This window comes from Pseudonocardia sp. 73-21 (assembly GCF_001899645.1).
In the GTDB taxonomy this organism is placed as follows: domain Bacteria; phylum Actinomycetota; class Actinomycetes; order Mycobacteriales; family Pseudonocardiaceae; genus Pseudonocardia.
Genome location: NZ_MKVV01000047.1, coordinates 89099 through 115090, shown reverse-complemented (window position 1 = coordinate 115090; position 25992 = coordinate 89099). Strand labels below are relative to the sequence as shown.

Here is a 25992-nt window from a genome sequence, read left to right as displayed (position 1 = left end):
GAAGAACACGGCGGACACACCATCACCGGTGCCGCCGCCCGGGCCTACCAGCGACCACCCGCCCCGACCGCCGCGATCGGGCACAACCACCACACCGGCCAACCCGTCCAACGATCACTCTCAGGCCCACGACCATCGACCTGGGAATCAGTCATCTACTGGGAAACACCGTGGGCTGGGCCGCGTCTGGTCGGCCACGCCTCTGGTGCGGCGCGGCCGTCGGCCGGCCTGAGCGGGTCGTTGGGCTCTACGCGCGGTGATCGTCGACGACGACGCTGGGGGCATGAGCAGAACGACGATGACGGCAGTGGCGGCCGCGGCGGTGGCCGTCCTGGCCGGGTGCGGCACCGGAGCCGGCGCCGTACCCGGCCCCGGGATGATGAACGGGGCCGGGTCCGCCGGCTACACCTACTCGGGCCCGACCTGCGCAACGCCGGCGACGCTGCCCGGGCACACGGTCACGGTGATGCTCGCGGACGCGGGCATGGGCTCGATGATGGGGGGCACCGCCCCGCTGGGTGCGCCGATGATGCTGCGGAGCATGCCCGCCACCGTCGCGGCGGGCCGCATCAGCCTGGTGGCGCAGAACCGGGGGTGGCGCACCCACGAGCTGGTGGTCCTGCCGCTGCGGGCCGGGTCGGTGGCCGGTGCGCTGGTCCCGGGAGCGGACGGTCGGGTCGACGAGACCGGCGCGCTGGGCGAGGCGTCCGCGACCTGCGCGGCCGACGGCGGGGACGGGATCACCGGCGGCGCGGTCGGCTGGACGACGGTGACCCTGCCCGCCGGCCGCTACGAGCTGGTGTGCAACCTCGCGAACCACTACGCCGACGGGATGCACCAGGAGCTCGACGTGACGGCCGGCTGAGGCTTGTGGCCGGCGTCCGCGTGCGGGAGGTTCGGCTCATGATCCTCCCCGCGGTCCGGGACCCCCGCTTCGTGACGGTCCGCCGCGGCGGCACCCTCACCGACCCGGACCACCACCTCCTGGCCCTGTGGGCGGCGGCGTGCGCGGAGCACGTCCTCGACCTGTTCGAGTCGGTCCGGCCCGGGGACGACCGGCCCCGTCGGGCGGTGGGGCACGCCCGCGCCTGGGCGCGCGGCGAGGTCACGATGACGCAGGCCCGCACCGCGGGCGGGCACGCGATGGGCGCGGCGAGGGGCCTGCGCGGCGCCGCCCGGCACGCCGCCTACGCCGCCGGCCAGGCCGGCGTCGTCGCGCACGTCGCCGCCCACGAGCTCGGCGCGGCCGCCTACGCGATCAAGGCCGCGCGGGCCGCCGCACCGGAGGGCGCGGGGGAGGCCGAGGGCCGGCGGGAGTGCCGGTGGCAGCGCGACCAGCTCCCGGAGGCGATCCGCGAGCTCGTCCTCGACGACCAGCGGTTGCGCAACGACATCTGCTGGTCGGTGTTCGACTGCTGAGCCCGGCGATCCGGTCAGCGCGCGGCCAGCGACCGGACGAGGTCGGTCGCGGTGACGATCCCGACCAGCCGGTCCCCGTCGACGACCACGACGGCGTCGGTCGCGGCGGCCGCCATGACCTGCGCCGCGGTGGACCGCCGGTCGCCGGGACGGACGGCGGGCGCGGGGCGGCACACGTCCGCGACGGTGAGCGCGCGCCGGACCAGGCTCTTCAGCAGGTCGGTCTCCCCGACCAGTGCCACGCAGCGGTCACCGTCCATCACCGGCAGGTGCCGGACCACCCCGTCGGCCATCAGCTGCAGCGCGACCGGGATCGGCGCCCCGGACACGATGCCCAGGAGGCGGCGGGTCATCAGGGTCCGGACCAGCGGGTCGTCGTCGGCGGTCTCGGGACGTGCGGCCAGCCGCACCTCGTGGTCGGTCACGCGGTCACCTCCATCGGCCGGGCGGCGGGGGCCCCGAGCCGCAGCGCCGGCAGACCGGGTGTCTGGTCGGGGCGGTGGGTGACGATCAGCGCGGTGCGGCCCGCGGTGACGGTGAGCAGCTCGGACGCCAGCGCGTCCGACGTCGCCGGGTCGAGGTGCGCGGTGGGTTCGTCCAGGACGAGGACGGGCCGGTCGGCCAGCAGCGCGCGGGCGATCCCGAGGCGCTGGCGTTCACCGCCGGAGACGGGCCCGCCGTGCTCGCCGAGCGGCGTGTCGAGGCCGTCCGGGAGGCCGTCGAGCCAGCTCCCGAGCTGGGCCCGGTCCAGCGCGGCGACGAGAGCGGCGTCGTCGGAGGCGGGGGCGGCGAGCCGCAGGTTGGCCCGCAGGGTGCTGTCGAACAGGTGGGTGTGGGCCCCGCACCAGGCGATGCCGCCGCGGACCTCGTCCCCGGTGAGCTCGTGCACGTCGCGCCCGTCGGCGTGGACGGTGCCGGCCGTGGGCTCCAGCGTGCGCAGCAGGGCGGCGACGACGGTGGACTTGCCCGACCCGGACGGTCCGGTCACGGCGAGGCGGGTGCCGGCGGCCAGCACCAGGTCGACGTCGCGGACGGCGTCGCGCCCGGCGCCGGGCCAGCGCACGGCGAGCCCCTCGGCGGTGAGGCGCGACGGGGGAGCCACGCCGGCCGGACGGGCGGGATCGGCGACGGTGGCGGGCACGGACCCGAGGTCGGCGAGCCGCTGCGCGGCCGGGACGGCGGTGAGCAGGCGGACGGCGGCGTCGGGCAGGCCGACGAGGACGTCGCCGAGCGCGAGCGGCGTCAGCGCCAGCACGGCGAGCGCCGGACCGGGCAGCATCCCGGTGCGCAGGGCCGCGATCCCGACGGCCGCGGCCAGCACGGAGGTGGCGCCGACGGCGAGCACCCCGATGCCGCTGCCGAGCCCGCGGGCGGTGGCGGCCCGGCGCAGCAGTGCCGCGAGGGAGCGGTCGGCGGCGGCGAGCCGGTCGCGGTAGTGCGATGCCGCACCGAAGACGATCAGGTCCGGCGCCGCGTCGAGGATCTCGACGGTGCGGGCCAGCACGTCCCCGCGGGCGGCGGCGGTGCGGCGTTCGGAGCGGTGCGCCGCCCACAGGGTGGCGGCCGGGGCCACGACACCGGCGGCGACCAGCCCGGCCAGCACGACGGCACCGGCGGCGGGCAGCAGCAGCCACAGCCCGGTGACGGCCAGCGCCCCGACGACGGCGGCGGACGCGGCCGGGACGGCGGCCCGGATCAGCAGGTCCTGCTGGGCGTCGACGTCGCCGACGAGCCGCGAGAGCAGCTCGCCGCGGCGCAGCCGGGCGGTGCCGGCCGGGCCGATGCGCACGAGCTCGTCCCAGATCCGGGCGCGCAGCGCGGCCCCGGCGCGGAGCGCGGCGTCGTGGGAGACGAGCCGCTCGGCGTAGCGCAGCACGCCTTTCCCGAGCCCGAACGCGCGCACGGCCACGATCGCGACCATCAGCGTGAGCACCGGTGGCCCGAGCGCGGCCGCGGAGATCAGCCAGGCCGACGTCGCGGTCAGGGCGACGCCGCAGCCGAGGGCGGCCGTGCCGAGCAGGACGGCGAGGGTCAGCCGTCCGCGCTGCTCGCGGGCCGAGGCGAGCGACCAGCGCAGGGCGGCGACCGGGCCCGTGGCGGGGGCCGGGCCCGGCCGCGCCACCCGGGGGGCGTGGGCGGGCGCGGCCGGGGTCGATGTGGCCGTTGCTCCGGCCAGGGTGGGGTGCCGGGGCCCGGGCGTCACGGCGACCCCGACGGTCAGCACGCGGTCGCACGCGGCGAGCACGTCGGGGCGGTGGCTGACCAGCACCACGGTGCGGCCCGCGGCGATGCGGGGCAGCGCGGCGACGATCGCGTCCTCCGTGCCGGCGTCGACGCCCTCGGTGGGCTCGTCGAGCAGCAGCAGGGGCCGGTCGGCGAGCACGGCCCTGGCGAGCGCCACGCGGCGCTGCTGGCCGGTGGACAGCCCGGCGCCGCCCTCTCCGACGGGGGTGTCGAGGGGCACGTCGAGCGCGGCGAGGGCGGCGGCCGCCGCCACCAGGTCGGCGGGGGCGAACGGGTGGCCCAGCCGGATGTTGTCGGCGACGGTGCCCGCCAGCAGCACGGGCTGCTGTGGCACCCAGGCGACGCGGCGCAGCCAGGCGTCGCGGTCGATGTCGGCGAGATCGACGCCGCCGACGGTGACCCGCCCGACGTCCGGGGTGCGCAGGGCGAGCAGCAGATCGACGAGGGTGGACTTGCCGCCGCCGCTGGGGCCCTGCACGCCGAGGACCCGGCCGGGCTCGATGATCAGGTCGAGGCCGTCGAGCACCCGGCGCCCGCGGCCCTCGACGACGACGCCCTCCAGGCGGAGCGGCAGCAGCGCGGGGTTCGGGGCGGGCACGCGGTGGCCGCCGCCGGCCTCGGGGGTCTCGAGCACCGCGAACACCTCGGCCGCCGCGGCCAGGCCCTCGGCCGAGTCGTGGAAGCGGGCACCGACGGCGCGCAGCGGCAGGTAGACCTCCGGGGCGAGGATCAGTACGACGAGCCCGGTGGGCAGGTCGAGCCGGCCCTCGACGAGCCGCAGGCCCACCGACACCGCGATCAGCGCCACCGACAGCGTCGCGAGCAGTTCCAGCACGAGCGCGGACAGGAACGCCACCCGCAGCGTGCGCATGGTGGCCCGCCGGTACTGCTCGGCCAGGTCGCGCAGCCGCGAGGACTGGTGCCGCCCGCGCCCGAACGCCACGAGCACGTCCAGACCGGTGACGAGGTCGAGGAAGTGGTGCCCCAGCACGGCCAGCGCGCGCCACTGCCGCTGCGTGGAGCGCTCGGTGTGCATCCCGACGAGGATCATGAAGATCGGGATGAGCGGGACGGTGAGCCCGACGATCAGCCCCGAGAGCAGGTCGCCGACCAGGATCCGCGCGGCGACGACGGCCGGGACGACCGCGGCGACGAGCAACGCGGGCAGGTAGCGGCTGAAGTAGCCCTCCAGCCCGTCGAGGCCGCGGGTGGCGAGCGTGGCGACCTCGGCGGTGGGGGGCAGGCCGCGGTGCCGCGGGCCCAGCCGCAGCACGTGGCCGACGAGCCGGGCCCGCAGCTGCCGGATGACGTCGGCCGACGCCCGGTGGGCGGCGACCTCGCCGGCCCAGGCCAGCACCGCCCGGCCCGCCACGACGGCGAGCAGGGCGGCCAGCAGGGGCGTCAGGTCGGCGAGGCCGGCCCCGCCGAGGAAGGCGCGGTCGATCCCACCGGCCAGCAGCTGGGCCTGCACGAGCACCAGGCCCGCGGTGGCGACGGCAATGGCGGCGGCGAGCCCGACGAACCGACGTGCGGCCGACGCGTGGCGGAGCAACCGCGGGTCGAGCGGCTTCATCGCCCGGAGGCCACGGGCAGCCCCGACGCGGCCGGGATGTCGCCCGCGCCGATGCGCCGGCGGAACACCCAGAACGTCCAGGACTGGTAGACGAGCACGATCGGTGTGAACACCACGGCCACCCACGTCATGATCGTCAACGTGTAGGGCGTCGAGGCCGCGTTGGTGGTGTTCAGGCTGTTGGCCGCCGACGTGCTCGAGGGCAGCACGTCCGGGTAGAGCGTGCCGAACAGCGTCACCGTCACACCGACGATCGCGGCGGCCGTGAGCAGGAACGCCCAGCCCTCCCGCACGCGGTGGATCATGAGTACCGCGCCGACCAGCGCGAGCGCGGCGACCAGCATTGGCGCCGCCGTCCAGATCCGGTCGTGGGCGAGGAACGTCCAGACCAGGAACGAGCCGCCGGTGAGGATCGCGGCGAGCCCGGTGCGGTGGGCCAGCCCACGGGCCCGCGCCCGGACGTCGCCCGTGGTCTTGAGCGCCAGGAACACCGCGCCGTGCAGGGCGAACAGCGACAGCGTCGCCAGCCCGCCGAGCAGGGCGTAGGGGTTGAGCAGGGTGAGCAGCGAGCCGGTGAACTCGTGGCGCGCGTCCAGCGGCACGCCCTGGACGATGTTGGCGAACGCCACGCCCCACAGCAGGGCCGGGACGGCCGAGCCCACGACGATCGCGACGTCCCAGTTGCGGCGCCAGCGGTCGCTGTCGATCTTGCCACGGAACTCGAAGGCGACCCCGCGGATGATCAGCGCGACCAGGATGAGCAGCAGCGCCAGGTAGAAGCCCGAGAACAGGCTCGCGTACCACTCGGGGAACGCCGCGAACGTCGCGCCGCCCGCCACGAGCAGCCAGACCTCGTTGCCGTCCCAGACCGGGCCGATCGTGTTGATGGCCACCCTGCGGTTCGTCTCCGAGGGGCCGGTCTCGGTGCGCCCGACGAACGGCAGCAGCATGCCGACGCCGAAGTCGAAGCCGTCGAGGACGAAGTAGCCCGTCCAGAGCACGGCGATGAGCAGGAACCAGATGTCGGTGAGAGCCATGGTGCCGCTTCCTTCAGTACGCGACGGCGAGCGGACGCGGCTCGTCGGTGACGGGGTCGACGGGGGTGGGCGGGGGAGGGCCGGCCTTGGCGTAGCGCACCATCAGGACGCCGTCGACCACCGCGAGCGCGCCGTAGAGCAGCGTGAACACGATCAGCGACGTCAGTACCGTCCCGGCGCCGACGGTGGGCGAGACGCCGTCGGCGGTGCGCAGCACCCCGTAGACGCTCCAGGGCTGGCGGCCCATCTCGGTGAAGACCCAGCCCACGCTGTTGGCGGCGAAGGGCAGGAACAGCCCGGCGAACGCGGCGCGGTAGAACCAGCGCGGGACCTGCCGGACGGCCCGCCTGCGGGTGAGCCACAGGCCGACCAGCGAGATCAGGCCGGCCAGCATACCGAACCCGATCATGAGACGGAACGTCCAGTACGTCATCGGGATGAGCGGGGTGTAGTCGCCCGCGCCGAACGTCGCGGCCTCCTGCGCCTGGATCTGGTTGACGCCCTCGACCCTCCCGTCGAACGAGCCGGTGGCCATGAACGACAGCACGCCGGGCACGCGGACGCTCCAGACCTCCTTCGACCCGTCGAGGGATCCGATCGTGAACAGCGAGAACGACGCGGGCGCGGTGGTGTCGTAGAGCGCCTCGGCGGCGGCCATCTTCATCGGCTGCTGCTGGGTCATCAGGCGCGCCTGCAGGTCACCGGTGAACACGACGCCGATGCTGGCGATCAGCACCGTGACCAGCGCGATGCGCAGCGACGGCCGGAACACCTCGGTATCGGTGCTCGGGCCCGACGGGTGACCCGCGGTGTGCCGCCCACGGGCGAGGTGCCAGGCGCTGATCGCGAGCACGAACATGCCGGCGGTGACGAAGCACGCGGTGATCGTGTGGGCGAAGGCGCCGACGGCCGTGGAGTTGGTGAGCACGGCCCCGAAGTCGGTGAGCTCCGCGCGGCCGCGGGCGTTGTTCACGACCGAGCCGACGGGGTGCTGCATCCACGAGTTCGCGGCGAGGATGAAGTAGGCCGAGAGCATCGTGCCGATCGAGGCGATCCAGATGCAGGCCAGGTGCAGCCGCTTGGGCAGCCGGTCCCATCCGAAGATCCACAGTCCGAGGAACGTGGACTCCAGGAAGAATGCGAGCAGGCCCTCGATGGCCAGCGGCGCGCCGAAGATGTCGCCGACGAAGCGGCTGTAGTCGCTCCAGTTCATCCCGAACTGGAACTCCTGGACGATCCCGGTGACCACGCCCATCGCGAAGTTGATCAGGAACAGCTTGCCCCAGAACTTCGTCATCCGGAGGTAGCGGTCGTCGTCGGTACGGACCCAGGCCGTCTGCATGCCCGCGACGAGCACGGACAGCCCGATCGTCAGCGGGACGAACAGGAAGTGGTACACGGTGACGATCGCGAACTGCCAGCGTGCGAGGTCGAGGTTCATGGGCTCCTCCGGCTCATGCGGCCGGGGCCCCGGCCGTTGCGAGGAGCGTCCGGCAGCGCATGGCGGCAGCGGCAGGGCCGAGAGTCCCGATCACCCGGGACCAACAGCTGACCTGGGCTTTGCCCCGGTGACCGGGGCCACGTTCCCCGCCCGCCCGGCGCCGGTGGCCCGGCTGTGTGTCGAGGACCCGGCGGCCTGACGCACCGGACGGTGGTTGTCCCGCCGCCGCCCGGCCAGCAGGATGGGCGGCTCGCACCGAGGGACCGGAATCGGGGGACACAAGTATGTCGGAGCGTGACCGCCCGCCGCCCGCCGGCGTGGTGCCGGACCTGCTGGCCGGGCTGCGGCTCGACGAGCTGCTCACCGAGGTCCAGGAGCGGATCGCCGAGATCGTGGCGACCCGTGACCGGATGCAGGGGCTGCTGCGCGCCGTCATCGCCGTCGGGGAGGGGCTGGAGCTCGACACCACCCTGCACCGGATCGTCGCGTCGGCCGTCGATCTCGTCGACGCGAGCTACGGTGCGCTGGGGGTTCTCGGGCCCGACGGCGGGATCACGCGGTTCCTGAATGTCGGGATCGACGAGGAGACCCGTTCCCGGATGGGTTCGCTGCCCGAGGGCAAGGGGCTGCTGGGCCAGCTGATCCTGGATCCCCGGCCGCTGCGGCTGGCGTCGCTCGCCGCGCACCCCTCGTCGGTGGGCTTCCCGCCGCACCACCCGCCGATGCGGACGTTCCTCGGGGTCCCCGTGCGGGTGCGGGACGCGGTGTTCGGGAACCTCTACCTCACCGAGAAGCGGGGCGGCGCGGAGTTCACGGCGGCCGACGAGGTGGTCGTCGAGGCACTGGCCGCCGCGGCCGGGATCGCGGTGCAGAACGCCGACCTGTTCGAGCAGACGCGCCTGCGGCAGCAGTGGCTCGAGGCGTCGGCGGAGATCCGCTCGGAGCTGCTCTCGGGCGCGAGCGACGCCGACGCCCTGCGGCTGATCGCGCAGCGCACCCTCGAGCTCACCGGCTCCGTCGCCACCCTGATCGTGCTGGGGCCGGGCCCCGACGACGGCGAGTTCGTCGTGCGGGCGGAGTGCGGCACGGAGCCGCTCGGGCTGCTCGGGCGGCCGCTGGACGCGGAGGACCCGCTGCTGCGGGAGGTCGTGGAGGGCCGCGCCGCGGTGCTCGCCACCGCTCCTCCCGCGACGCTGGCCCCGCACTACGGGCCCACGCTCGCGGTGCCGCTGCGCTCCCAGGACATCGTGACCGGCGTGCTCCTGGCGTTGCGTCGCACGGACGGGCCGCGGTTCCAGCACAGCGAGGTGCCGCTGCTGACGTCGTTCGCCGAGCAGACGACGCTGGCGCTGGAGCTGGGGGAGAAGAACCGGGCGCAACGCCAGCTCGACGTGTTCGCCGACCGCGACCGGATCGCCCGCGACCTGCACGACCACGTCATCCAGCGGTTGTTCGCCACCGGCCTGCAGCTGCAGAGCACGTTGCTGCGCACCGACGACCCGGTGGTGCAGGAGCGGATCGGGCACGCGGTGGAGGAGCTCGACACCACGGTGCGGGAGATCCGCACGGCCATCTTCGACCTGCACACCGTCGGTGGCGAGTCTGTCGCGCTGCGCCGACGGATACTCGACACCGCGGCCGATGCCGCCGCGGGGTCCGGGGTCTCCCCGTCCGTGCGGACCTCGGGGCCGGTGGACGCGCTGGTGCCCGACGAGGTCGGCGTGCACGCGGTCGCGGTGGTGCGGGAGGCGATCAGCAACGCACTGCGCCACGGGCAGGCCGCCGAGGTCACCGTCACCGTCGAGGCCGGCCCCGAGCTGCTGGTGGAGGTCGTCGACGACGGTATCGGGATCGACCCCGCGGCCGCGCGCAGCGGCCTGCACAACCTCGAGGACCGGGCGGCCGCGTGCGGCGGCACGCTCGTGGTGCAGCCGATGCCCGGGCGGGGCACCCGCCTGAGCTGGCGGGTGCCCCTGTCCTGACGGGACCTCAGCGGTCGGGGAAGGGCTCGACCACGTCCTGGAGCCGCCGCCGCGGGGTCGGGGGCAGGGCCTCCTGCGGCCCCCAGCCCAGCCGCAGCACCACCTGCGGGGACATCGCGCCGCCGAGCACGTCGTCGCGCAGCGAACGCCGGGTGGCGTCGACCTCGAGGACCTGGGTCAGCGGGCAGGACGCCAGGCCCAGCGTCGTGGCGTGGAGCGTCACGGCACTCAGTGCCTCACCGGCGCGCAGCTGGGAGAGCGTGTCGTCCGACGCGGTACCGAGCACGGCGAGCAGGGCCCCGTCGCGGACTCCGGTCGAGCGGTCGATCGTGCCGGTGGCGAACCGCCCTCCTGTCACGGCGCCCGGCCCGCGCAGCAGGTTCGCGGCCGGGATGCCGTCGGCACCGGTCCGGCGTCCGGTCCACACGGTGGTCTCGGTGGCGTAGCCCGGCGTCCGGTCCTGGGCGGCGGCCGCGGCGGCGACGGCGCGCCGGAGCGCGGCCCCGTCGGTGACCGGCGTCAGCACCGCACCCTGGTGGGCGGCGACCGCGGTCAGCTCGGCCAGCATCGCCTCGGGCACCTCCCAGCTGGAGAAGCCACGACGGTCGCTGCGCCGCCGGGTGATCGCCGCGGCCAGGGCGACGTCCGCTTCGGGGGCCACCCCGGGCGCCAGCTCGACGGCGGCCAGGTGGTCGGGCTCGTCGGGGTCGGTCAACCGGTGCACCGTGGCGCGCAGCCCGGACGCCGCGAGTGCGACGCGCAGGTGGTGCAGGGCGGCCCCGCAGCTCAGGACCAGGTCGCGGCCGTCGGGGTCGGTCGCCGGCAGCCAGCGCCGCAGGTCGGCGAGCAGGTGGACGCTGCGGTCCCCGATCCGCCACCGCCACGGCTGGCTGTTGTGCACGGACGGTGCGCGGCAGGCCAGCTCCAGGGCACTGCGCACGGTCCGGCGGTCCACGGTCTCGGTGATCATCAGCGGGCTCCTCGGCGGTCGGGTTGCACCGTCGAGGTTCCCGTCCGGGCCGGTCCCGCCACCACCGCCGTCGGTCCTGCCGCCGCCGGGCCGATGGACCTACCGGGTGCCGTCGCGGCGCAGCTCCGTGGCGTAGACGGCGGCCTCGGTGCGGCGGGCGAAGCCGAGCTTGTGCAGCAGCGAGGAGACGTAGTTCTTGACCGTCTTCTCGGCGAGGTACATCTCGGCGCCGATCTGGCGATTGGTGAGGCCGTCGGCGATGAGGCCGAGGATGCGGCGTTCCTGGGGGCTCAGCGACTCGTAGCGGGGGTCGACGGGGGCGTCGCCGGCGCGCAGCCGGGCGAGGACGGTGGTGGTGGCGCGGGGGTCGAGCAGGGATCCACCGGCGGCGACGGTGCGCACGGCGCCGACGAGGTCGACCCCGGCGACCTGTTTGAGCAGGTAGCCGGCCGCGCCGGCCATGATCGCACCGAACAGCGCCTCGTCGTCGGAGTAGGAGGTGAGCATCAGGCACGCCGGCGGGGGCGAGACCGCGGAGCGGACGTCCCGGCAGACCGAGATGCCTTCGCCGTCGGGCAGCCGGACGTCGAGGATGGCGACGTCGGGGCGCAGCGCGGGGATGCGGGCCATGGCCTGGGCGGCGGTGCCGGCCTCACCGACGATCTGGATGTCGTCCTCGGTCTCGAGCAGCTGCGCGATGCCGCGGCGGACGATCTCGTGATCGTCGAGCAGGAACACGGAGATGGTCACCGAGCGAAGGTACCCCCGATCGACGGGCCGCGGAGCCGCCGGACGGCCCCCCACCGGGGGACGAAGGTCACTGGTCCGCCGCGGCACGGTCGCTCGGCGGGGTCCGCGGGACCTCCGGCCCTTCCGGCCGCCCGACCGTCCGGCCGACACTCGTCGCATGTCCGCATCGCCGACCGCCCTGCCCACGGACGGGCCGTTCGACCCCGCCGAGCTGCTCGTGGCGCTCACCGCCGCCCCGTCGCTGCACAACACGCAGCCGTGGCGCGTGCGGCGCATCGACCGCGGCCTGCAGCTGCGGTCCGACATGCGCCGGTGGCTGCCCGCCACCGACGCGGGCGCGCGCGAGCTGCGCCTGTCGTGCGGGGCCGGGCTGCTCAACATGCGCCTGGCGCTGGCCGTGCAGGGGAGGCGACCGGTGGTCGAGCTGCTGCCCGACCGCACCGACCCGGTGCTGCTGGCGACGATCCGTCCCGGCGTGCCGGTCGACCCCACCCCGGAGGACGTCGCGCTCGCGGCCGCCATCCCGGTACGGCACTCCGACCGGCGGCCGTTCCGGCCCGAGCCGGTCGCGGCGCTGCACCGGCACCTGTTGCGCCGCGCCGCCGAACGGGAGGGGGCGTGGCTGCACGGTGTCACCGATCCGGTGGAGCAGGAGCGGCTCCGGGACCTGCTCGACCGCGCCCACCGGGCCCAGTCCGCTTCGCCGGCGTTCCTGCAGGAGTGGGAGGCCTGGACCGGCGTCGCCGACGGCGAGCCGCGAGGCGTTCCCGCGCGCTCCGGCGGCCTGCCGCCGGGGGAGAACGACGCGTGGATGCTGCGCGACTTCACCGGCGGGGTGCCCGGCGGGGAACCGGACGGCCCGGAGTTCGACGCGTCCCCGCTCGTCCTCGTGATCAGCACGCCGCACGACCTGCCGACGGCCCACCTGCGTGCGGGGCAGGCGATGCAGCGCGTGCTGCTCACGGCCACCGCCCTCGGCCTGGCGTCCTCGGTGCTCTCGGCTCCGGTGGAGGTCGGCCACGTCCGCCGCGAGCTGGGCCGGCTGGCGGGCCGCGACGTGCACCCCCAGATCCTCGTCCGGGTCGGGCACGGCGACGGCCCACCGGCCGTCACCCCCAGAGTGGACCCGGCCCGGCTCTGGGGGTGAGCCCCGCCGCTCAGCCGGTCCGGGCGGGGTCGACGAGGCCGTAGCGGCCGTCGTGGCGGTGGTGCAGCACCGCGGCCCTGCCGTGGTCGGCGTCGAGGTAGAACACGAACGGCCACCCGGTCAGCTCCAGCCGCGCCACGGCCTCGTCGGTGTCGAGCACCGGCGCTGCCTGCGTGCTGACGGTGACCTCGGGACCGTAGGGGCCCGTGGTGTCACCGTCCGCGAGCGCGAGGCGCAGACCGGTCGGGCCGGCGCGGTAGACGACGGCGTCCTGGCCGCTCACGACGTCGGTGAACAGGTGGAAGTCGTAGCCGAGGTCGTCCATCTCGGCGGCGGCGTCCTGCACCGAGCAGCATGTGGCGCTCAGCGAGCGGTGCCGCACGATCTCCGGGTCACCCGGTGCCACCGGTCCGCGGGCCGCCTCGGGCCGGGGCCGGTGGGCATGGCGGATGACCCGTTCCAGACGGTGGTCGAGCCGCTCGACGAGCAGGTCCACGGCCTCCCGCGGCTGCGTCGCCGCGACATGCACCCGCACGGGGCGGCCGTCGAGGTCGACGTCGGCGGTGGCCACGACGGGCCGCTCCCGGGCGGGGTCGTGGTGGCGCAGCACCCGCACGCGGGCCCGCAGCACCGCACGGCCGGTGTGGCCCAGCACGACCGCCATCTTCTCCCGTGCGTAGTCGGCGAGGTCGGGGGCGATCCCGCCCCGCAGCTCGACGACGGCGACCGGCACGTGCTGCTCGCTGGTTGTCATGCGCCGATGCTCGCTCCGGGGACACCCGCCGGGCAGGGCCGGGAGACCCGGGCGCCGCGGGACCCCCGGCCCTGGGGCCTGTCCGACGGACCTCCAGCCGGCTGCGCGACGCCCAGGTGGGCACCTCGCGGCGTTGTCGTCGCCACCGATCCAACACCGGGATCGGCGGCTCCTCCGCCTTGTGATGCACCCACCTGGACGCCGCTCGCTCGGCATGGATCGGTCGGACAGGCCCTAGGAGCGCGGCATGAGGACGGCGTCCAGCCTGCGCCGCGGGGTCTCCGGGAGCTCGTCGGCGAGGTTCGCCGGGTGGCCGATCCGCAACAGGATCTGCGGGTGCTCGGGCACGTGCAGCACGGTGCGGCGGATCACGTCGCGCGTGGCCCGCACCTCGACGGCCTGGCTCAGCGGGGTGGTGGCCAGCCCCAGTCCGGTGGCGGTCAGCAGGACCGCGCTGGTGGCCTCCCCGGCGCGGAGGTGGTCGATCACGTCGTCGCCCGGGGTCGTGACGGCGAACAGCGACGCGGCGTCGTCGGGGACGCGCGGACCGGACGGTTCCCGCGGCTGGGACAGCAGCCCGTGCGGGAAGTGGCGCAGCGGCATGGGCTTGAGGAGGCCGACCGGCGGTGGCGCCACGCTCTCGCGGGGCACCCCGTCCCGGGCCCCGGAGTAGCGGCCCGTCCACATGCGCAGTTCGGCCGGGTAACCGGGGACGAACGCCTGGCGGTGGGACGCGTCGACCATCACCGAGGCGAGAAGCTCCCGGGCGGCGGGCGTCGTCACGGGGAGGAGGGCGCCGCCCGCCCGCTCGGCGGCATCGACCAGGGCACGGAGCTGCGTCGGGGTCAGGTCGGTGTGGCCCATCCTGCGGCGGTCGGTCCGGCGCCGTTCGATCGAGGGGCTCATCGCGGCCGCCTCGGGATCGGCCGGGCCCGGCCGCAGGGTCACGGTGGCCAGATGGTCGCGGTCCTCGGGATCCGGCAGCCGCCGGACCTCGACCGCGGACCCGGCCGCGGCGAGGGCGACCAGGAGGTGGTGCAACGCCGTGCCGCAGCTGATGACGAGGTCGCGACCGTCGGGATCGGTGGCGTCGAGGTGGCGCAGCGGATCGGCGAACAGCTGCACGCCGTCGGCCGTGATGCGCCAGCGCCACGGCTGGGTGTTGTGGACCGACGGAGCGCGGAGCGCGCGCTCGACCGCCCGTGGGAGGTCCGTCACCGCCTACCCGTTCCGAGGTCGGTCACCGTCAGCTCGCGTTCGGGCTCGATGAGGTCGGCGACCGGGCGGCGTGGCGTGGCGTTCACGGGATATCCGCGGCCGATCCGGAGGACGGCCTGGGGCGGGCGTGTCCCGCCCACGAGCCTGCGCAGCTCCTCCCGCGTCCGCGGCACCTCGATGACCTGCGACAGGAACGACACAGCCAGCCCCGCCACCGTCGCGGTGAGCAGGACCCGTTCCAGCGCCTTCCCGACCTGGACGTCGGCGCGGTCTCCGGTCAGGTGGGCGGTCAGCACCGCGACCGTCGGGTTCTCCTCGAACTGCGACACCCCGGGCTCGTCGGTGTCGTGGCCCCGGAAGTCGCGCAGCAGCCAGCGGCGCTGCGGCGCCGGCAGCGGCCCGCCCGCCGCGGCGGGCACCCCGTCGTCGCGGCCGGGACCGGTCGCGGTCCACCGCCGGATCTCCTCCCGGAAGGCGGGGTCGGTCATCTGCTGGCGGTGGGCCTCCGCGGCCAGGTCCTGCAGCCGGTCCCGCTCGGCGGGCTCCTGCACGACGTGCAGCCAGGCCGCCTCGGCGAGCGCGGCCCGCCGCAGAGCCTGCAGCTCGCCGAGGGTCGGGCCGGTGTCGGTGAACGGCTGCCGGTTGGTCCGGCGTCGCGGCACCGCACGGAGCAGCTCGCGCTGCTCGGGCGTGGCGAGCTTGTGCCCACCGTTGCGGACGGTCGCGATGAGCGTCGGCCGGGCGGGGTCGGGGAGGATCGTGATGGTCGGCCGGACGTCGAGGCCGTGCAGGGCCAGGCTCAGGTTGAACAGGGCCGCTCCGCAGGCGATGCGCATCTCCCGGCCGCCGGGATCGATGACCGGTACGGCCCGTGCCGGGTCGCAGTGCAGCTCGATCACCTGGGGCGTGATCCGGAACCGCCAGGGCTGCGTGTTGTGCAACGAGGGGGCGCGGCCGGCCGTCTCGAGCAGGTGCTCGATCTGCCCGGCGGTCAACCCTAGGGCGCTGGGAATCGCATTCATCATCACGTCCGGGACGTTGTGCCATCCGGCGAGCTGCCGGCATCAGCCTGACAGTGCCGGATCCGGCACCGTCAGGGGTACGGCCGAAAGTCCCGTCGCGTGCTGTCGACCTGCCCGGTGCCCATCAGCGGCACCCGTCCGCGACCGCGGTCACGAGGTGGGGCAGCAGCGTGGCCCGGCCCTGCCGGCCGCGGCCGCTCCCAGGCGTTCTCGGCCGCGTTTCCACGCGGTCACCCGGCCGACCGATGAGTTCGGGCCGCCGGGCGGGTCTCCATCTCCGAAACCACCCACCCGGCGCGATCCGAGAGGCACCTCATGGCCACCAGTGCACTGCCGCCCGTCGTCGACACCGACACCTGGCAGCGTCAGCTCGACGAGCTGCGCGCCCGCGAGAAGGCCGCCACCCGGGAGCTCGACGCCATCGCCGCGCAGCGCCGCCGCCTGCCGATGGTCGAGATGCCCGACTACACCCTGGAGGGCGAGGACGGGCCGGTCCGGCTGGCCGACGTCTTCGGCGATGCGTCGCAGCTGATCGTCTACAACCACATGTGGTTCCCGGGCCAGGAGTGGCAGTGCGGGGGCTGCACGGGGTTCACGTCGCAGTTCACCCGCCTGGAGGTCCTGGGCAACTACGACGCCCGTTTCGTCGTGGTCACCCAGGGGCCGATCGACGAGGCCCTCGCCTACAAGAAGCGCGTCGGCAACGCCATGACCTGGTACTCCACGGCCAACAGCCCGTTCGGCGACGACGTCGGCGCGCCTCTCGACGGCGGGTTCGCGGTCAACGTCTTCCTGCGGGACGGCGACACGGTCTACCGCACCTGGCACACCACCGGCCGGGGCACCGAGCAGCTCAGCCACACCTTCGCGCTGATCGACCTGCTGCCCTACGGGCGGCAGGAGGTGTGGCAGGACTCGCCGGAGGGCTGGCCGCAGGGGCCCACCTACAGCCGGTGGGGCGGCTCCGAGGACATCGCCGCGCTCTACGGTCCGGCCCGGGTCGGGTAGGTACCGCGCCGTCACGGGCTGGGGGAGGTGCAGGAGTCGGTGAGAGGCGCCGCCTGCGGCGCGGCCGTAGCGGGGGCGGCTGTTCCTGCGGCCGGTGCCGGGGTCGAGGCGCCCGCCGGCGGGCCCGGCGCGGGAGCCGACATGCCGGCGATCGTCGTGGCGACGACCTGCCGGACGAAGCCGTAGTCCGGATGGGAGGGGTCGAACTTCCCGTCGCGCTGCAGCGGGTCGTGCAGGGTCGGGTCGAAGGCGACGCTGTCGAGCTCCAGGCTCTGTCCGTTGCCCGCGAGCGACGCCAGCGAGGGGAGGAACGACTGGGGGATGTTGGTGGCCACGCTGTCCGCGGTGGCCGCGGCGACGGCCTGGAAGTGGGCCAGCAGGTCGGCGGCGCTCTTCTGCTTCAGCAGCGTCTGGATCATGCAGCGCTGGCGGCTCATGCGGTTGTAGTCGTCGGAGTCGCGGCGCGACCGCGCGTACCAGAGGGCCTGGTCGCCGTCGAGGTGCTGGACACCGGCGGGCACGTAGCCACTGGGGGCGACGTGGGTGCCGTCGGGTAGGACGCCGCCGATCGGCAGCGGGACCGGCCCGACGTCGATCGTGACGCCGCCGACCGCGTCGATGATCGAGGAGAACCCGGCCATGTCGATCTTGACGTAGTAGTCGAGCGGGATCCCGAGCATCGTGCCGATCGACGACATGAGCAGGTTGAGGCCCGGGTCCGGGGTGGGGCCGGCGGGTGCCACACCCGGGTGGGTGATGGCGTAGGTGTACTCGGCGTTGAGCAGGTACTCCCCCGACAGCGGGTCCTTCGGGTCGAAGAAGCCGTCCGGGAACCGGGCCGCCATGGGGGAGCCGGGCGGGAACGGGGCGTGCTCGAGGTTGCGCGGCAGCCCGAACAGGACCGCACGCGAGGTGGTGGTGTCGACGCTGGCGACCATCATGGAGTCGCTGCGAGTGCCCGTGCGGTCGGTGCCCGCGTCGCTGCCGAACAGCAGGACGTTGATGTGGGCCGGGAGAGCCACGTCGGCGCCCGCCGTCCCCCCACCGGTCGGGAACAGGGTGTTGACGACGCTGCGCTCGGACTGGGCCAGGTCGGCTGCGAACCCGAACGGGGCCGCCACGGCGAGACACAGCAGTGCCACGACGGCGACGCCGAGGATCCGGCGGCCGCCGCCGATCCGGCGGGGCCTGGCCAGGACGTAGGTGCGGACGACGACAGCCATCCACCCGGCAGCCAGGATGCCGCAGCCGATCTCGACACCGAGCAGCACACGTGTGTCCAGCGCCAGGCCCAGCAGTCCGCTACGGCCCTCGCGAAGGGCGAGGACCGTCCCGCCGACGGCGAGCAGCACGAAGGTCGAGAGGATCAGGATGCCGGGACGGCGTCGTCGTAGCAGCAGGTGGCCGGAGCCGGGGAGCACCGCGGCTGCCGCAGTCGTGAGCAGGGCCCGCCCGAGTCCGCCGGTGGGCCGCGCGGAGTGGACCGCGCCCCGGGGCCTCGCGTGTCCGTCCTGCCTGCGACGGACGACGTGGACGGAGGGGGTCGCGACCGGTATCACGACCGTAGGCGGATCCACCGTCCGGGGCCGCGACGGTCGTGGCCGCTGGTGGACAGGAATGCGCGTGGTCGGACCCTCCGCATCCGGCGGGGTGGCGACCGTACGGCGCGGGCGTTCGGCGAATACCATGGCGTCCGTCCGCTCCTGTCCCGTTTTCGGCATTTGTCAGAACATCACCCGTGTTAGTCACGGAGAGTGATACTGCGAGGTCACGACGCCGGGACAGGATAGAGGGGGTCTGCGCGCGGTTGAATACGGGACGGCCGCAGCTCGGTGTGTCGGGGCCGCTTCGGGCCGTGGGGCATCATTGCGGCAAATCGACGGTTGGTGGTATTTGCCGACCGCTATCACCGATGCGTGCATACTTCGATCCGTGTTCGGAGCGGGTCGAGGGATCGAAGCGGTACGTGTGATGTGGTTCCGCGCGGCGGTGGCCGCCGGGACGTGGACGGCCCGGCTGTCGCGGCGACTCGGCGCCGGAAGCGGCTCCATCATCGGTGGTCGCGTCACGCTGGCCCTGTGCCCCGATGCCCTGGCCCGGTTGGCGGCGGGGAGGCAGGTGGCGCTGGTCTCGGGAACCAACGGCAAGACCACCACCAGCCACCTGCTGGCTGCGGCCCTGGCGTCGATGGGGACGGTGGCCCACAACGCGACCGGGTCGAACATGCTCGACGGCGCGCTCGCGGCCCTCGCCCAGGACCCGGACACCCGGTTCGCGGTGATCGAGGTCGACGAGCTGCACCTCGCGACCGTCGCCGAGGCGGTCGATCCCGAGGTGATCGTGCTGCTCAACCTGAGCCGCGACCAGCTCGACCGCGGCAGCGAGGTCCGCTCCGTCGCGGCCGCGCTGTCCGCGGCGCTGATCCGGCAACCCCGCACGACGGTCGTCGCGAACGCGGACGATCCGATGGTGGTGTGGGCGGCGGCACCGGCCGTGCGGACGGTGTGGGTGTCGGCGGGGGCGACGTGGGCCGGCGACACCACCACGTGCCCCCGGTGCGGTCGCTCCCTGGCCTCGACCACCGAGCGCTGGGCGTGCGAGTGCGGCCTGGCCCGGCCGGACGCGGCGTGGACGGCGGTGGACCAGGCGGCGGGAGCCGCGTCCGCGGTGCGGACCACCGGTGAGTCGGTCCCGGTCCGGCTGTCCCTGCCGGGCCGGTTCAACCTGGGCAACGCGGTGATGGCGATCGCTGCGGCAGCGCGGATGGGCGTGGATCCGCAGGATGCGTCCGACGCGATGTCGCGGGTCGACGACGTCGCGGGTCGCTACTCGCTGGTGACCTACGGGTCGCACGAGGTGCGGCTGCTGCTGGCGAAGAACCCGGCGGGATGGACGGAGACACTCGGGGTGATCGACGATGCCAAGGCGCTCCTGATCGTCGTCAACGCCCGGGAGGCGGACGGCCGCGACACCTCGTGGCTGTGGGACGTGCCCTTCGACGAGCTGCGGTCCCCGACCGTGGTGGCCTGCGGCGAGCGCGCGGCCGATCTCGGCGTCCGGCTGAGCTACGCCGACATCGTCCACACCACCATCGCCGATCCCGTGGCCGCGATCGCGGCCATGCCGCCGGGGAAGATCGACGTCGTCGCGAACTACACGGCGTTCGCCGACCTCCGTCGGCGCCTGCCGTCGGCACCGGCCGAGGCCCTCTGATGGGGGGTACCGCCGACTCGACGCTGGTGATCGGCGTACTGCTGCCGGACGCGCTCGGGACCTACTCCGACTCGGGCAACGCCGTGGTGCTCGCCCAGCGGGCCCGCTGGCGGGGCATCGCAGCCCGGGTCCTGCAGATCACCGCCGACGTCACCCCGCCGACCGGGTGCGACATCTACGTGCTCGGAGGAGGCGAGGACCAGGCGCAGGTCACCGCCACGCGATGGCTGCAGCAGCATCCCGCGCTGGTCGGGGCGATGGAGACGAGCGCGGTGACGCTGGCGGTCTGCGCCGGGTTCCAGATCCTCGGCCGGTCGATGTCGGACCGCAGCGGGCACTCGTACTCCGGGGTGGGCCTGATCGACGTCACCACCGTCCCCGGCCCGCGGCGAGCGGTCGGCCAGGTGATCACGCACTGCGTGATCCCGGGTGTCGGGCAGCTCACCGGCTTCGAGAACCACCGTGGCATCAGCACCGTCGCCGCGAGCCACGTGCCGCTCGGGCGGGTCGTGCGCGGGACCGGCAACGGCACCCCCGACGCCGCAGGTCACCTCGGTGACGGGGTGTGGACCGACCGGATCGTCGGCACCTACCTGCACGGACCGGTGCTGGCGCGCAACCCGGCACTGGCCGACCACCTCCTGACCACGGCGACCGGCCGCACCCTGGACCCGCTCGACCTGCCCGACCAGCAGGCGCTGCGCCGGACCTACCTCCAACGGTCTTCGCGCTAGATCCGGAAGGATGGGCCCTCCACCCCCCGATCCCCCGGAGGCCCTCTCGTGAAGCTGCTCGACATCATCCTGGCGTTCCTGCTCCCGCCGCTGGTCGTGGCCCTGCGGACGGGGTCGGTGAAGAAGACCCTGCTCTCCATCCTGCTCATGCTGCTCGGGCACATCCCGGCCGTCGTCTACGCGCTGTACATGATCAGCCGGACCGATCATCACGTCGTCGGCCCCGGCGCCTGAGCCCTGCGTCGCCCGGATCAGGGGCGCAGGTACCAGGCGTACCAGTCGCGGCTCGTCGGAATGAGGTAGTGCCCGGGCGCGACCCGCTCGGCGTCGAAGAGCCGGAAGCCCTGCGGCGCGCCACCGGGCTGGTCGTGGAAGTAGGTGCCGCTGACCCAGGTCGGGTTGATGTCGAGCTCCATGCCGCGCACGACCCCGGCGTTCTGCAGGATCCGGCCGAGCGTGCACACCGACAGCGCCGGGCCGCCGACGTAGACCTCGGCGCCGGTCGCGGTCACCCCGAACCCGGAGCGGTGGATGTACGCGGCCTGGCCGACGGTGCTGCCCCACTCGGCCTGGCCGCCCGTGGCGCACGTGGGGTTGACCTGCCCGCCGTCGACGAGCGGGAGCAGGTTCTGGCGGACGCTGGCGACGTCCGGCGCCATCCGGACCTCCGTGCCCCACGTGCCGACGTCGGCGGTGCCGTCGGTGTGCAGGACGAGGCTGGCCTTGCCGTCGACCAGCGGGCGGACCGTGCGGCCCTCGCTGAAGTAGCCGTTGTGGCTGGGGTCGCTGAGCCGGAAGCCGCCGTGGAAGGCCACCACCGTCTGCCACTGCCCCTCGCCGGGCAGCGCGGGCCCGGCGGCCAGCGGCGGGAGCGCCGGGACGGGTGCAGGATGCGGGAACCGGGACGCCGGCGTACTCGCCGACGGCGCGCCGGTCGTCGGGGTCACGGCGCCGGCCGCCGCGGGAACGCCGCCCGGGGGGAGTCCGCCGACCTCCGGGGGCGCCTGCTCGTACTGCGCCGCCTCCAGCCACGTGACCACGGGGTTGAGCCCGTGGTCACGGCCCCACTCGGCGAGCTTGGCCGTGGGCTGGTCGTCACCGGGGGCCTGCAGGGCGTCACCGACGACGAGCGCGCCGCCGAGCAGCGTCACGACGATGAGGGAGAGCGCGAGCCGGGTGAGAGTCCGGCGGACCGGCCGGGTCGTCGTCACGGTCGACGGCCGGGGTGGTGCGGGTCGTTCATGGTTCCACCGTGTCGTGCCGTTCTTGGGGATTCCTGAGCCGTGGTGGCGGCCGGTCACCCCGCGGCCAGGGTCCAGATGCCGGTGAGCGGCCGTGCGGTGTCCGTGGAACCGAGGGCCGGGAGGCCGTACATGTCCTCCAGCGTCCGCAGCACGTCGTAGTGGTCGATGGTCTGCGTGCTGGTGCCCGGCCGGACCATCGGCCCCACGACCATGGTGGGGATCCGGTTCGCAGCGGTGCCACCGTCCTCATCGAACGTGACGACCAGCAGGCTGTTGTGGGTCGCGGCCCACGTGACGTACGGCGCCAGGTGCTGCCGCGCCCAGGCGTCGCCGGTGGCGATCGGGCAGCTGTGCATGTCGTCGCACAGGTTCGGCACCACGATCGACACCGTGGGCAGGGCGCCGTAGTCCTGCGGCAGCGCGCTCAGCGGCTGGTTGGCCGTGGCCGGCACGTCGGCGAAGTCGGCCCAGGGGTTGTGCTTGCGGGCGTAGGAGCCCGCGGTGCACCCGGTGTAACCGGCGCGGGGGAGGTCCTCGGAGTAGCCGGTGAACGTGTGGCCGGTGGCCACCAGCTCGCTGGCGAGGTCGGGGCCGCTGAGCGCCTGCGGGCAGGCGTCGCTGCTGACGCCCTGGGTGCCGCCCGAGAACAGCGCGACGTAGTTGGGCTGGCTGGGATGGGCCACCCCGTGCGCGTCGGTGAAGGCGGCCCCGGACGCCGCGAGGGAGTTGAGGTACGGCGCGGTCGAGGCACCGAACACGGCCGTGCTGTCCTCGTTCTCGAAGACCACGAGCATGACGTGGTCGGGCCGGGGGAGCGCCCCGGGCACGGACGTGACGGTGGGTCCGGTGGCGTCGGGATCGGGGGTGGCGGTGACGGTCGAGCACGCCGCGACCGCCGTCAGCAGCACGGCGCCCAGCGCGGGGAGGAGCCGGTTCATGACGACCACTGTCCCCCGCTCCCCCCGGGGGACCGGGAGCGGGTGCGGTCCCAGCGGGTTCCAAGAATTCCGGTGGACGCTGGGCGATGTGGACATCATCGAGCGGCCCGGCAGCGTCACGGCCCCGGCCCGACCCGACGGGGGCGCTGAGGGGAACACCCGCCTGACGTCGCTCGTCGGCATGGTCCTGCTGGTGCTGTTCGCCGCCGAGGGGGTGACGATCCTGAGCGTGCGGCGGCTGCTCGTCGTGCACGTGGTCGTGGGGATCGTGCTGATCGCGCCGGTGCTGCTCAAGACGGCCACCACCGGCTACCGGTTCGTGCGGTACTACCGCGGGTCGGCGCCCTACGTGCGGAAGGGGCCGCCCCATCCGGTGCTGCGCGTCCTCGGCCCCGTCGTGATCGCGTCCAGCCTGGCGGTGCTCGGGACGGGCGTCGCGCTGCTCGCGGTCACCCCCGCCACGGCGGGGCTGCTGCTGTTCGCGCACAAGGCGAGTTTCGTCGGGTGGGGTGCGGTGATGACGGTGCACGTGCTGGGGCACCTGAAGGAGGCGATCGTGTCGTCGTGGCGGGATGTCCGCGCGACGGCGCTGGCCGGGCGGGCCCGGAGGCTGGTGCTCGTGGCGTCGGTGCTGGTCGTCGGGGTGGTCGTGACGGTGGCCGTGCTGCCGGCGGCGACCGCGTGGACGACGCGGTAGGGCCCGATAGCCTCGCGGTCATGTGCGAATCGTCGTCCGATCCCCGCGAGGCCCGCGTGTCCGCCCCTCGCCCGGCGCCGGGCGCCGCCGTCGACCCGATCGCGCTAGAACCGGTCGACGAGGTGCGCATCACGACGCTCGTGGACAACACCTACGACGCACTGCTGACCGGTGACGACCGCACCACACGCACCCCGTTCGGTGTCGCCACGGCCGCCGCCGCGCAGTTCGAGGGCGGGTCCACGAACGTCGGGCTCGTGGCCGAGCACGGGTTCTCCGCGCTGGTCACGGTGCGTCGCGGGGAGACCGACACGACCCTGCTGTTCGACACCGGCCTGTCGCCGGACGCAATGGTCACCAACGCGAACCGGCTCGGGATCGACCTGTCCGGGATCCAGGGGGTGGTGCTGAGCCACGGTCACTTCGACCACGCCGGTGGTCTGGCCGGGCTGGTCGGCCGGCGCAGCGTCCGGTCGCTGCCGATGGTGGTGCACCCCGGGATCTGGGCGCGCCGGCGTCTCGCCGTGCCCGGCCGGGAGCCCGAGGCCATGCCCACGCTGAGCAGACGGGCGCTCGACGGCGAGGGGTTCGCGGTCGTCGAGCGCCGGCAGCCGTCGCTGCTCGTCGACGGGTGCGTGCTGATCACCGGCGAGGTCGACCGCACCACGGAGTTCGAACGCGGCATGCCGCCCGCGCACCAGGCGTGGTCCGGCCACGATTGGCGCCACGACCCGCTGGTGATCGACGACCAGGCGCTCGTCGTCCACGTCCGTGGCCGCGGCCTCGTCGTGCTCACCGGCTGCGGCCACGCCGGCGTCGTGAACATCGTGCGCCACGCGCAGCGCCTCACGGGCGTGCCGACCCTGCACGCCCTCCTCGGTGGCCTGCACCTGGGCGGGCCGGCGTTCGAGCCGGTCATCGCCCCGACGGTCGCGGAGCTGACCGCGCTGGCCCCCGACCTCCTGGTGCCGGGACACTGCACCGGCTGGCGGGCCCAGCACGCGCTGGCCGCCGCGCTGCCCACCGCATGGACGGCCGGCTCCAGCGGGTCCGCCTTCCGTCTCGCCGCCTGAACCGGAGACCGCCGTGCCCACCGTCCAGACCGTGATCGTCACCGCCCGGTTCGACGACCTGCTGCGCTTCTACACCGAGCTGTTCGGCGGCACCCAGGTGTCGCGGGTGCCCGACGAGGGGCCCGCCTTCTTCGTCGGCCTGCGGGTCGGCGACTCCGAGATCGGGTTCGTGTCCGACACCGGGGTCGGCACCGGACCGGCCGGTCGCCTGCTGCTCAGCGTGGACGTCCCGGACGTCGACGCGCTGCTGCCGCAGGTGGAGGCCCTCGGCGGCACCGTGCTCGGCCCGCCGAACGACATGCCGTGGGGCCAGCGCGTGGCGCACGTGCAGGACCCCGACGGCAACACCGTCAACCTGACCCGCCCGATCGGTTAGGCCTCGTCGTCGAGCATGTACCAGGGCACCATGTGGATCGCGCCGTTGAGGCCCGGCATCGCCACGCCCTGCGCGGTGAGGTTCCGCTCCTCGTCGCGGGCCACCACGATCCAGCGGCCCGCGGTGTCCACGCTCATCTCCAGCTCCACGGTCTGGTCCTCGCCGTCGGCTCGCGCCCGGTAGGCACGGCAGCGGTGGGCGATACGCCAGATCTGGGCGTCCAGGAGCTGTGGAATCTTCTCCAGGATCTCGAGGACGTCGATGTCGTCGGTGGGCATGCGCGCACCGTATCCTGGGACGAAGCTCTTCCGGGAGGTGCGCGATGGCCCGCACGGTGGATCAGGAGCACGTGTTCGAGCTCCAGGACGCAGCGCTGTCCGCGCTCGCGGCCGGACGGCACGACGCGGCCCGCGCGACGTTCGCGGAGGCCACGCGGTTGTCGTGCGAGGTCCTGCCGCCCGCCGACCCCGTGCGCCTCGCGCTGGCCGGCGCCCACGCCGGCGCGTGGTTCGAGCACTGGGACAACCCGGACCAGGCGCTCGACATCGCCCGCACCGCGTACGAGGACGCCGTCTTCGCGATCGACGACGCCCCCGAGCAGCAGTACCGCGAGGCCGTGCGGGAGCTGTCGCAGCTGCGCGACCAGATGACGTTCTGGGCGTTCCGGATAACGAGCTGAGAGCTCCCGGCGCTCGCGCCGGTTTTGTCGGGCTGCGGGCGGGGTCGGGTGCAACGAGCTCGACGACCAGGCCGCGCCGCGACGGGTTGAGCGCGGGCCCGTTGTCGGTCAGCAGCCGCTCTGGCACGCCGTGGGCGGCCACGGCCTTGTCGAAGACCGCGACCGTGTCCTGGGCGGTCTCACCGGCCGCGGCCCGGGAGGCGAGCGGGTAGCGGGAATGGTCGTCGATGAGCTGGAAGATCACGCACTTGCGTCCACCGGTCGGCACGTACTCGGTGGCGTCGAGTTGCCAGCAGGGGTTCGGCGCGGCGTAGACACACCGTCGCCACGCCGAGCGGGGCTTCTCGCGCGGCTCCGTCGAGCGCGGCCCGCACCCCGACAGCCTCCGATCACCGCCGCTGCGAACCCCCTGCCCCTGGGGATTGCTCGACGTCGACGTGGACGAGCCGTGCGTGTGATCGGCGACGTCCCGG

At 74.4% G+C, this 25992-nt stretch carries 25 protein-coding genes and 1 pseudogene; 12 read left to right on the top strand and 14 right to left on the bottom strand.

Features of this window, described 5'->3' with window-relative positions; translation table 11 throughout:
• Positions 1-283: 283 nt before the first annotated feature.
• Entirely contained in the window at positions 284-865 is a 582-nt protein-coding gene (locus BGP03_RS15450; RefSeq protein ID WP_298796495.1) for a hypothetical protein, read from the top strand.
• A gap of 38 nt (positions 866-903) precedes the next feature.
• On the top strand, positions 904-1419 hold the full coding sequence (locus BGP03_RS15445; RefSeq protein ID WP_298796493.1) for a putative immunity protein: 516 nt from the start codon (positions 904-906) through the stop codon (positions 1417-1419).
• Positions 1420-1433: 14 nt separating this feature from the next.
• On the opposite strand, the gene BGP03_RS15440 is transcribed toward BGP03_RS15445, so the two are convergent.
• The 4 genes from BGP03_RS15440 to BGP03_RS15425 are packed head-to-tail and all read right to left on the bottom strand — an operon-like array spanning position 1434 to position 7714.
• Positions 1434-1844 carry a CBS domain-containing protein gene (locus BGP03_RS15440; protein WP_298796491.1) on the bottom strand — a complete coding sequence of 137 codons (411 nt, stop codon included), beginning with the start codon at positions 1842-1844 and terminating at the stop codon, positions 1434-1436.
• Positions 1841-5236 carry a thiol reductant ABC exporter subunit CydD gene (gene cydD / locus BGP03_RS15435; RefSeq protein ID WP_298796489.1) on the bottom strand — a complete coding sequence of 1132 codons (3396 nt, stop codon included), beginning with the start codon at positions 5234-5236 and terminating at the stop codon, positions 1841-1843. The genes BGP03_RS15440 and cydD overlap by 4 nt, the downstream gene beginning before the upstream one ends.
• Entirely contained in the window at positions 5233-6273 is a 1041-nt protein-coding gene (gene cydB / locus BGP03_RS15430) for a cytochrome d ubiquinol oxidase subunit II (protein ID WP_298796487.1), read from the bottom strand. Before cydB ends, cydD begins: the two co-directional genes overlap by 4 nt.
• Before the next feature lie 13 nt (positions 6274-6286).
• On the bottom strand, positions 6287-7714 hold the full coding sequence (locus tag BGP03_RS15425; protein WP_296377350.1) for a cytochrome ubiquinol oxidase subunit I: 1428 nt from the start codon (positions 7712-7714) through the stop codon (positions 6287-6289).
• Positions 7715-7998: 284 nt separating this feature from the next.
• On the opposite strand from BGP03_RS15425, the gene BGP03_RS15420 reads away from it, so the two are divergent.
• Complete coding sequence (locus BGP03_RS15420) at positions 7999-9696, top strand: GAF domain-containing protein (RefSeq protein WP_296377351.1); 1698 nt, start codon at positions 7999-8001, stop codon at positions 9694-9696.
• Positions 9697-9703: 7 nt separating this feature from the next.
• Here the strand turns inward: BGP03_RS15420 and BGP03_RS15415 are convergent, their stop codons facing one another.
• Positions 9704-10666, bottom strand: coding sequence for an NAD(P)H nitroreductase (locus tag BGP03_RS15415; RefSeq protein ID WP_296377352.1), 963 nt, complete (start codon positions 10664-10666; stop codon positions 9704-9706).
• A 99-nt stretch (positions 10667-10765) separates the two neighbouring features.
• Entirely contained in the window at positions 10766-11416 is a 651-nt protein-coding gene (locus tag BGP03_RS15410) for a response regulator transcription factor (RefSeq protein ID WP_296377353.1), read from the bottom strand.
• Between the two features lie 157 nt (positions 11417-11573).
• Between BGP03_RS15410 and BGP03_RS15405 the strand changes: the two genes are divergently transcribed.
• The gene (locus BGP03_RS15405) at positions 11574-12563 is read left to right on the top strand and encodes a nitroreductase family protein (RefSeq protein ID WP_296377354.1); all 990 of its coding nucleotides are present in this window, start codon (positions 11574-11576) and stop codon (positions 12561-12563) included.
• 10 nt (positions 12564-12573) lie between these two features.
• Here BGP03_RS15405 and BGP03_RS15400 read toward each other — a convergent pair whose 3' ends face one another.
• From BGP03_RS15400 to BGP03_RS15390, 3 genes are all read right to left on the bottom strand, one after another.
• Positions 12574-13317, bottom strand: coding sequence for a sigma 54 modulation/S30EA ribosomal C-terminal domain-containing protein (locus BGP03_RS15400; protein ID WP_296377355.1), 744 nt, complete (start codon positions 13315-13317; stop codon positions 12574-12576).
• A gap of 234 nt (positions 13318-13551) precedes the next feature.
• Positions 13552-14535, bottom strand: coding sequence for an NAD(P)H nitroreductase (locus BGP03_RS15395; RefSeq protein ID WP_298796483.1), 984 nt, complete (start codon positions 14533-14535; stop codon positions 13552-13554).
• Positions 14532-15530 carry a nitroreductase gene (locus BGP03_RS15390; protein WP_296377357.1) on the bottom strand — a complete coding sequence of 333 codons (999 nt, stop codon included), beginning with the start codon at positions 15528-15530 and terminating at the stop codon, positions 14532-14534. The genes BGP03_RS15395 and BGP03_RS15390 overlap by 4 nt, the downstream gene beginning before the upstream one ends.
• A gap of 342 nt (positions 15531-15872) precedes the next feature.
• Here BGP03_RS15390 and BGP03_RS15385 point away from each other — a divergent pair, with 342 nt between their 5' ends.
• Entirely contained in the window at positions 15873-16565 is a 693-nt protein-coding gene (locus BGP03_RS15385; protein ID WP_298796481.1) for a DUF899 family protein, read from the top strand.
• A gap of 11 nt (positions 16566-16576) precedes the next feature.
• Here the strand turns inward: BGP03_RS15385 and BGP03_RS15380 are convergent, their stop codons facing one another.
• Positions 16577-17986 (bottom strand): LCP family protein, encoded by a 1410-nt coding sequence (locus BGP03_RS15380; RefSeq protein ID WP_296377359.1) that lies wholly within the window; start codon positions 17984-17986, stop codon positions 16577-16579.
• A gap of 550 nt (positions 17987-18536) precedes the next feature.
• Here BGP03_RS15380 and BGP03_RS15375 point away from each other — a divergent pair.
• The 3 genes from BGP03_RS15375 to BGP03_RS15365 are packed head-to-tail and all read left to right on the top strand — an operon-like array spanning position 18537 to position 20746.
• Entirely contained in the window at positions 18537-19778 is a 1242-nt protein-coding gene (locus tag BGP03_RS15375; RefSeq protein WP_298796479.1) for a MurT ligase domain-containing protein, read from the top strand.
• Positions 19778-20512 carry a glutamine amidotransferase gene (locus tag BGP03_RS15370; RefSeq protein WP_296377360.1) on the top strand — a complete coding sequence of 245 codons (735 nt, stop codon included), beginning with the start codon at positions 19778-19780 and terminating at the stop codon, positions 20510-20512. The genes BGP03_RS15375 and BGP03_RS15370 overlap by 1 nt, the downstream gene beginning before the upstream one ends.
• 48 nt (positions 20513-20560) lie before the next feature.
• Positions 20561-20746, top strand: coding sequence for a YqaE/Pmp3 family membrane protein (locus BGP03_RS15365; protein ID WP_296377361.1), 186 nt, complete (start codon positions 20561-20563; stop codon positions 20744-20746).
• Positions 20747-20763: 17 nt separating this feature from the next.
• On the opposite strand, the gene BGP03_RS15360 is transcribed toward BGP03_RS15365, so the two are convergent.
• Together BGP03_RS15360 and BGP03_RS15355 are read right to left on the bottom strand one after the other, a co-directional pair.
• On the bottom strand, positions 20764-21723 hold the full coding sequence (locus BGP03_RS15360; protein WP_298796476.1) for a hypothetical protein: 960 nt from the start codon (positions 21721-21723) through the stop codon (positions 20764-20766).
• Between the two features lie 86 nt (positions 21724-21809).
• The gene (locus BGP03_RS15355) at positions 21810-22694 is read right to left on the bottom strand and encodes an alkaline phosphatase family protein (protein WP_296377364.1); all 885 of its coding nucleotides are present in this window, start codon (positions 22692-22694) and stop codon (positions 21810-21812) included.
• 88 nt (positions 22695-22782) lie between these two features.
• Between BGP03_RS15355 and BGP03_RS15350 the strand changes: the two genes are divergently transcribed.
• The 3 genes from BGP03_RS15350 to BGP03_RS15340 are packed head-to-tail and all read left to right on the top strand — an operon-like array spanning position 22783 to position 24840.
• Positions 22783-23391 carry a hypothetical protein gene (locus BGP03_RS15350; RefSeq protein WP_298796474.1) on the top strand — a complete coding sequence of 203 codons (609 nt, stop codon included), beginning with the start codon at positions 22783-22785 and terminating at the stop codon, positions 23389-23391.
• 20 nt (positions 23392-23411) lie between these two features.
• Entirely contained in the window at positions 23412-24464 is a 1053-nt protein-coding gene (locus BGP03_RS15345; RefSeq protein WP_296377366.1) for an MBL fold metallo-hydrolase, read from the top strand.
• A gap of 13 nt (positions 24465-24477) precedes the next feature.
• Entirely contained in the window at positions 24478-24840 is a 363-nt protein-coding gene (locus tag BGP03_RS15340; protein ID WP_296377367.1) for a VOC family protein, read from the top strand.
• Here the strand turns inward: BGP03_RS15340 and BGP03_RS15335 are convergent.
• The gene (locus BGP03_RS15335) at positions 24837-25118 is read right to left on the bottom strand and encodes a hypothetical protein (protein WP_296377394.1); all 282 of its coding nucleotides are present in this window, start codon (positions 25116-25118) and stop codon (positions 24837-24839) included. The genes BGP03_RS15340 and BGP03_RS15335 overlap by 4 nt on opposite strands.
• 44 nt (positions 25119-25162) lie before the next feature.
• On the opposite strand from BGP03_RS15335, the gene BGP03_RS15330 reads away from it, so the two are divergent.
• Complete coding sequence (locus tag BGP03_RS15330; RefSeq protein WP_296377395.1) at positions 25163-25519, top strand: 14-3-3 family protein; 357 nt, start codon at positions 25163-25165, stop codon at positions 25517-25519.
• 70 nt (positions 25520-25589) lie between these two features.
• Here the strand turns inward: BGP03_RS15330 and BGP03_RS15325 are convergent.
• Positions 25590-25874 (bottom strand): annotated as a pseudogene (locus BGP03_RS15325) (DDE-type integrase/transposase/recombinase); the annotation flags it as partial.
• Positions 25875-25992: the final 118 nt, after the last annotated feature.

What these genes read in the sequence shown, in the direction of transcription:
- BGP03_RS15445 (WP_298796493.1), top strand. Translation starts at nt 904, where the DNA reads ATGATCCTCCCCGCGGTCCGGGACCCCCGCTTCGTGACGGTCCGCCGC.
- BGP03_RS15375 (WP_298796479.1), top strand. Translation starts at nt 18,537, where the DNA reads ATGTGGTTCCGCGCGGCGGTGGCCGCCGGGACGTGGACGGCCCGGCTG.
- BGP03_RS15400 (WP_296377355.1), bottom strand. Translation starts at nt 13,317, where the DNA reads ATGACAACCAGCGAGCAGCACGTGCCGGTCGCCGTCGTCGAGCTGCGG.
- BGP03_RS15370 (WP_296377360.1), top strand. Translation starts at nt 19,778, where the DNA reads ATGGGGGGTACCGCCGACTCGACGCTGGTGATCGGCGTACTGCTGCCG.
- BGP03_RS15420 (WP_296377351.1), top strand. Translation starts at nt 7,999, where the DNA reads ATGTCGGAGCGTGACCGCCCGCCGCCCGCCGGCGTGGTGCCGGACCTG.
- BGP03_RS15405 (WP_296377354.1), top strand. Translation starts at nt 11,574, where the DNA reads ATGTCCGCATCGCCGACCGCCCTGCCCACGGACGGGCCGTTCGACCCC.
- BGP03_RS15345 (WP_296377366.1), top strand. Translation starts at nt 23,412, where the DNA reads ATGTGCGAATCGTCGTCCGATCCCCGCGAGGCCCGCGTGTCCGCCCCT.
- BGP03_RS15330 (WP_296377395.1), top strand. Translation starts at nt 25,163, where the DNA reads ATGGCCCGCACGGTGGATCAGGAGCACGTGTTCGAGCTCCAGGACGCA.
- BGP03_RS15355 (WP_296377364.1), bottom strand. Translation starts at nt 22,694, where the DNA reads ATGAACCGGCTCCTCCCCGCGCTGGGCGCCGTGCTGCTGACGGCGGTC.
- BGP03_RS15425 (WP_296377350.1), bottom strand. Translation starts at nt 7,714, where the DNA reads ATGAACCTCGACCTCGCACGCTGGCAGTTCGCGATCGTCACCGTGTAC.
- cydB (WP_298796487.1), bottom strand. Translation starts at nt 6,273, where the DNA reads ATGGCTCTCACCGACATCTGGTTCCTGCTCATCGCCGTGCTCTGGACG.
- BGP03_RS15335 (WP_296377394.1), bottom strand. Translation starts at nt 25,118, where the DNA reads ATGCCCACCGACGACATCGACGTCCTCGAGATCCTGGAGAAGATTCCA.
- BGP03_RS15415 (WP_296377352.1), bottom strand. Translation starts at nt 10,666, where the DNA reads ATGATCACCGAGACCGTGGACCGCCGGACCGTGCGCAGTGCCCTGGAG.
- cydD (WP_298796489.1), bottom strand. Translation starts at nt 5,236, where the DNA reads ATGAAGCCGCTCGACCCGCGGTTGCTCCGCCACGCGTCGGCCGCACGT.
- BGP03_RS15385 (WP_298796481.1), top strand. Translation starts at nt 15,873, where the DNA reads ATGGCCACCAGTGCACTGCCGCCCGTCGTCGACACCGACACCTGGCAG.
- BGP03_RS15450 (WP_298796495.1), top strand. Translation starts at nt 284, where the DNA reads ATGAGCAGAACGACGATGACGGCAGTGGCGGCCGCGGCGGTGGCCGTC.